General features: G+C 35.9%; 9 protein-coding genes. 4 read left to right on the forward strand and 5 right to left on the reverse strand.

All coding sequences use genetic code 11. The features are described 5' to 3' along the window. The 5 genes from ABYK33_RS13565 to ABYK33_RS13585 all read right to left on the reverse strand — a co-directional run. On the reverse strand, positions 1 to 669 hold a 669-nt coding region (locus tag ABYK33_RS13565), incomplete at its 3' end, for a DUF5011 domain-containing protein (RefSeq protein ID WP_373033811.1). Between the two features lie 337 nt (positions 670 to 1006). Next, positions 1007 to 1597: a hypothetical protein gene (locus ABYK33_RS13570; RefSeq protein ID WP_373033812.1), complete on the reverse strand. Its 591-nt coding sequence runs from the start codon at positions 1595 to 1597 to the stop codon at positions 1007 to 1009. Continuing rightward, positions 1590 to 1859 carry a hypothetical protein gene (locus ABYK33_RS13575; protein ID WP_373033813.1) on the reverse strand — a complete coding sequence of 90 codons (270 nt, stop codon included), beginning with the start codon at positions 1857 to 1859 and terminating at the stop codon, positions 1590 to 1592. Before ABYK33_RS13575 ends, ABYK33_RS13570 begins: the two co-directional genes overlap by 8 nt. A gap of 93 nt (positions 1860 to 1952) precedes the next feature. Then, positions 1953 to 2339, reverse strand: a complete 387-nt coding sequence (locus ABYK33_RS13580) for a hypothetical protein (protein WP_373033814.1) — start codon at positions 2337 to 2339, stop codon at positions 1953 to 1955. A 60-nt stretch (positions 2340 to 2399) separates the two neighbouring features. After that, positions 2400 to 2717: a hypothetical protein gene (locus ABYK33_RS13585; RefSeq protein ID WP_373033815.1), complete on the reverse strand. Its 318-nt coding sequence runs from the start codon at positions 2715 to 2717 to the stop codon at positions 2400 to 2402. Between the two features lie 348 nt (positions 2718 to 3065). Here ABYK33_RS13585 and ABYK33_RS13590 point away from each other — a divergent pair, with 348 nt between their 5' ends. The 4 genes from ABYK33_RS13590 to ABYK33_RS13605 form a co-directional block, all read left to right on the forward strand. Beyond that, complete coding sequence (locus ABYK33_RS13590) at positions 3066 to 3275, forward strand: hypothetical protein (RefSeq protein ID WP_373033816.1); 210 nt, start codon at positions 3066 to 3068, stop codon at positions 3273 to 3275. After that, positions 3275 to 3637 (forward strand): hypothetical protein, encoded by a 363-nt coding sequence (locus ABYK33_RS13595; RefSeq protein WP_373033817.1) that lies wholly within the window; start codon positions 3275 to 3277, stop codon positions 3635 to 3637. Before ABYK33_RS13590 ends, ABYK33_RS13595 begins: the two co-directional genes overlap by 1 nt. Beyond that, entirely contained in the window at positions 3637 to 3858 is a 222-nt protein-coding gene (locus ABYK33_RS13600) for a hypothetical protein (protein ID WP_373033819.1), read from the forward strand. Before ABYK33_RS13595 ends, ABYK33_RS13600 begins: the two co-directional genes overlap by 1 nt. Before the next feature lie 229 nt (positions 3859 to 4087). Then, positions 4088 to 5279: IS256 family transposase (locus ABYK33_RS13605; RefSeq protein ID WP_373033820.1), on the forward strand; the 1192-nt coding region annotated here is incomplete at its 3' end.

The following is a 5279-nucleotide window of genomic DNA, read 5'->3' on the forward strand; positions in this document are numbered from 1 at the left end:
ATCTCTGTCATCTGTAGCTGTAGCACCTGCATCAGTATACGTAGTGTTTTGTATCACTGTAGCTGGATTATTACCTATAATAGTAATCACAGGAGGTATTGTATCTGCTGGAAGTACAACATCAACATTCACAGTTCTTGTTGCTGTTGCAGTGTTTCCTGCAGCATCTTTTGCAGTGTAAGTGATGGTATAGGTTCCAACTGTTGAAGTATTTACGCTTCCTGTTGTCGTGACTGCAACACTTCCATCTCTGTCATCTGTAGCTGTAGCACCTGCATCAGTATACGTAGTGTTTTGTATCACTGTAGCTGGATTATTACCTATAATAGTAATCACAGGAGGTATTGTATCTGCTGGAAGAACTATTTCTAAGTCATCAGCCAGAGCCTGTATCTCTTCTTCTGTATCTACATCTTCAGCTATCAAACTTGAAACTACAGTATTGATTTCATCAATATTGTCAGGAGTAACACCTGTTACTCCTGCATTAATATAGTCTTGTACTGTAGGAATAGGTTGAGTGTTATCATCAGCATATGTTTTAATTTTATCTATGGCAACAGTTTGAACATCAGGTGTTACTGTATCTGGTGTAGAACTACCTCCTCCACCACAGGCGGTGAATAGCATAACCATACTTGCCAGTAAAAAGATTTTTAGTTGTTTCATATCTATACCCTTTTATTATTATCTATCTTCAGAATAACATATATGTGTGAACAATGTATGAACATGATATTAACAAAGTGCAATATTAAATAATGATTAGGAACTAAAACCTTATAATTTAACATATTTCATAAGGTTATACGCTGTAGCGACGTTTGTAGGTCACAAATATGTAACCTTCCATACAAGACCTTATAAAATGTGCCAATATGGAAGATTTTATAAGGTTTTAGATCCAAAAAAACATAAGTGCTATGATGTAAATCTCATCCTTTGTATATATTCCAACCTAGCCATCACTATAGTAGATAAAATCATTTTTACACTTCTTAATCCTTTAGCCCATTGTCACAGATATGTTATAGCTATTGTGGTCTACAATAAACTTCTCTCCGTTCCATACTGCTTCTGCTTTTTCAAGTCTGTAGGTGTGCATTTTATGTCGTGCACCTACAATATCTTCTATCAGATCATCAATAATTACTCTTTCTCCCACTTCAATGTCAGGCGGCACAAGGTACGCAGCAAAAGGTGATTGAAAATGATATGGGTAGTAATAAACTTTATCGATCACTCTCTCAGCATCTTCATGATGTGCATAAATTTCCCAAGAGTCATGTAAAACAGTTACCTTCCCTGTTTTAAGGTCACGTTCTAAGGCGTACATCACTTTAATCTTATCAGAGGGAATAACCTTTTGGATAAGTGGTTTGTAGCCCTTTTCAACAGCCTCATTAATCTCAGCTTCTGTTCTTGCTGTTCTAATCGTTTTCATTGACTCCATACGTCCTTTTCTTTCTGCCAAAATATTTTCAAGCTCTTCAATTTCACGTTGTATATTCTCTTTAACTATTTTTGCAGCCCTTTCCTCCAATTCCTCTTCATTATGAATTATTTTACGTAACATCCTAAAGCACTCTTTAAACATGATGTACAATCCTTAAATTTTCTTGGTTGAAATCTATTTTGAGACAAGTTTCTGGTTCCTCTTGCAGTAGCTTCAACAATGCTTCATCACTAATGTTTTTAGTTTCAACCACATTACTCTCACAAATGCTACAGAACCTGCTCATATCCCCATCTGTGGACAATAAGTTACCCCATTTTAGTGAAGGATAAGGGCAGTGCATCTTTTTTATAAGTTTATTGTCATCAGTATAAAGTGTGTTAGTTAGGGGATTGTATTTCATAATACTCTTTCGACACTTACTTTTTTGTTCAGCTACAATTGCTGCGAACTTCATTCTTAACGTTTCAATCATTTCATCATATAATGTATGAAATTATTTCTTCCGTAATGCATTGTACATAATTTCGTCAATTGACTTTGCAGTAACCTTCGCAATAGGATGTTTACATTTGGTAAGACCGCTATAAGAAACAGAAAATATTCCATCATTTATTTCTCCTGTTTGAGCTCCTACAAAAGATTCTCCACAATAGAACACTACTTTAACTTTTCCTCTTTCACAACTGGTCATACCATTAGTAGTAACAAACTGTCCTTGAAAGCTTGATTTAGTTGAGACATGTGTTACAGTACAAGGCTCTGGGGGTGTAGAGATTTTATCATTTTCATTTTGAAACATATTTTGAAAAATATTAGCATATACACCTGAGAATAATATAGTTGCCAGTCCTATTATTATCACCATTTTTGAAATCTTCATTTTATTTCCTCCCTTTGTGTATATTATTGAGAATACTGTGGTAGTGGATTGGCTCTCTCCTCAGGATTTAGTCCTTATCTTTTCCATTGCCTTTTTCAAAGCTTTTTCGCTTTCTTCTACGCATATATCTGTTGTTCCATTCCTTCTATTTTTATAGAAAGTTACATCCACTTCTTCATTATCAATCATCATTTTAAAATAAATATTACTTGAATTATTATCTATTTTTACACCTTTATCTTTGGCAAACTTTTCAGAAGCTTCCCAAAAAGCTGATGTACTTATAAAAGTACCTTCATTATTTGTATATATATCTCTTATTATACTATTCATCTTTTTATCAAGTTTTTTTGTAATAAGTCCAGATAGCCATTTCATCTTCCAACCTTTCTATTCTTAAGATACACTCATTATATCAATTCATGAAGCACAAGACAAGAGCATATTTAAAAATAATATTTCTGAAAATACATGCTTCCAAAAAATACTTATAAGAGAAATATAATTTTCGTCATGTAGAAGCAGTACTCTCATATACAAGAATCATTTTGGGTGTATCCCCCCCCATCAAAGATCAGTAAGAATCATTAATCCCACAGTACTTTTTTACTCTAGCTCATGCACCACCTAAACTTACACACTACACCTCCATCAACACAAATCACATCCTCCTATCGCCTCACTCCGCAACGAGTATAAACTAATCTCAACTCCAAAGGATACACCATGAACACACGAACAAACATAGGTCTGTTTACACAACAGCAACTACAGGAGCTACAAATTATACAGGTAGCAGAGTTTTATAACATGACATTAGACAACCTAGAGTATTACAGACATGAAGGCTATCCTATGTTGGAACAACAGGCTTCAAATCGTCTGATGCATTGGAAGAATGAACTGCACAGATTAATACTAGGGAGGTTGGCGTAATGTATCAGAATGAAATCAGAGAAATGGATGAAGCTGAGTTAATGGAAGTAGTTGAGAGTCACAAGTTGACTCTTGATGATGAAAACTTTATAGATGCAGATGAAGTTATAGAGCTACTCGAACATGAAATAGGAAAGATATTTGAGAGTGCAGAAGATGACATCTTAGACAGCATCATGAATGGTAATTGGGCACAGGCAGTAGAGCAGATGTTTCAGAACCACATCCATCCACATGGCTTAGTAGATTATATAAATGACTACAGATTTGAGCAATACGATGGAGCCTATGAGTTCTTTACCCTAGAGAGTGCAGTAAGCATCACAGAGCTATACAATCAGATGAGAAAGGAGGTAGCGTAATGAATAAAGTATATGCAGTAATGGAAAGTGTGGGTAATTTTAGCCATACAATAGCAGTGTTTGACAGTATAGATGAAGGAAGTGAATTCATAATGACCAATGCACTGGAGACAGCCAAAGAACAGTTTACATGTAACGTAGAAGACATTCCAGAGATTGAGCTTGAAGAAGAGTTAGAGTTAGCCATGAGTTACTATGCCATAGATGAATGGGAGGTTTAACATGGGTATCGAAGGATACTACAGCTTTTAAGATGAAGGACTGCTATAAGAATACTCCGTGAAGAGTATAAACTAAATCTATATGCAAAGGAAATACTATGCTAACACTATACACACAGTCCGTAATGACATAGAAAACTAATTGAAGGTGCTAACAGACCTATAACTGTTCCAACGGGAGTGTTAGAAATTTCGTGTCAGTCTGATAAAATACTATCAAGGACTGACAATGAAAGAAGAATACCAATTTGATTTTGATGAAATATTAGATGAATTCAGAAGCGGTAAAAAGCTTACAGGAAAAGGTGGGCTTTTAGCTCCACTGATCAAACAACTTACAGAAGCTGCACTCGAAGCAGAAGTGGAATCACACATAGCCAATGATGTACTTTCTGGTACAAAGAATAGGCGTAATGGTTCCAATAAAAAAACTATCAAAGGTACCAGTGATGGTACTTTTGAGTTAGAAACTCCAAGAGATCGTAATGGTACCTTTGAGCCTCAAATCGTTAAAAAACACCAAACAACTATCAGTGATGAAATAGAAGAAAAGATCTTGTCTATGTATGGCTTAGGAATGAGCTATAGAGACATCTCTTCACATATAGAAGAGATCTATCAGGTCTCTATCTCAACAGCCACAATAAGCCTCATTACAGACAAGATCATATCCAAGGTCAAAGAGTGGCAGGCAAGACCATTAGAGGCTATGTACCCCTTTGTATGGCTTGATGCCATACACTACAAGATAAAAGAAGACGGACGATATATCTCCAAAGCTGTCTATACAATACTAGGTGTCAGACTCGATGGCAGAAAAGAGGTATTGGGGCTTTATCTTTCTGAGAATGAAGGAGCTAACTTCTGGCTACAGGTACTCACTGACTTACAGAACCGTGGTGTAGAAGATATACTGATTGCGTCAGTAGACGGTTTGACAGGTTTCCCGCAAGCTATTAACAGTATCTTTCCTCAAACAGAGGTCCAACTGTGTATTGTACATCAAATTAGGAACTCTCTCAAATATGTTGCCTCAAAGAACCAAAAAGAGTTTATGAAAGATCTAAAGCTTGTCTATAAAGCCATATCCAAAGAAGCAGCAGAAGATGAGCTTGACAGGCTTGAAGAAAAATGGGGGAATATGTATCCTATTGTCATTCAATCCTGGAGAAGTAAGTGGGAGAATCTCTCGTATTACTTCAAGTATCCAGCAGAGATCAGAAAGATCATCTATACGACCAATATCATTGAATCTGTACACCGTCAGTTTAGAAAGCTGACGAAGACAAAAGGTGCATTTCCTAATGAAAACAGCCTTATGAAATTATTGTATATGGGAATATTGAATGCATCCAAAAAATGGACAATGCCAGTCTGGAATTGGTCACTGACCATTTCTCAACTGGCTATCTTCTTTGAAG

Origin of the sequence: Sulfurovum sp., assembly GCF_041562805.1 — a bacterium.
In the GTDB taxonomy this organism is placed as follows: domain Bacteria; phylum Campylobacterota; class Campylobacteria; order Campylobacterales; family Sulfurovaceae; genus Sulfurovum.

Excerpts from the sequence above, each read along its gene's own strand:
- ABYK33_RS13580 (WP_373033814.1), bottom strand. The coding sequence starts at position 2,339 with ATGAAGATTTCAAAAATGGTGATAATAATAGGACTGGCAACTATATTA.
- ABYK33_RS13595 (WP_373033817.1), top strand. The coding sequence starts at position 3,275 with ATGTATCAGAATGAAATCAGAGAAATGGATGAAGCTGAGTTAATGGAA.
- ABYK33_RS13590 (WP_373033816.1), top strand. The coding sequence starts at position 3,066 with ATGAACACACGAACAAACATAGGTCTGTTTACACAACAGCAACTACAG.
- ABYK33_RS13600 (WP_373033819.1), top strand. The coding sequence starts at position 3,637 with ATGAATAAAGTATATGCAGTAATGGAAAGTGTGGGTAATTTTAGCCAT.
- ABYK33_RS13575 (WP_373033813.1), bottom strand. The coding sequence starts at position 1,859 with ATGAAATACAATCCCCTAACTAACACACTTTATACTGATGACAATAAA.
- ABYK33_RS13585 (WP_373033815.1), bottom strand. The coding sequence starts at position 2,717 with ATGAAATGGCTATCTGGACTTATTACAAAAAAACTTGATAAAAAGATG.
- ABYK33_RS13570 (WP_373033812.1), bottom strand. The coding sequence starts at position 1,597 with ATGTTTAAAGAGTGCTTTAGGATGTTACGTAAAATAATTCATAATGAA.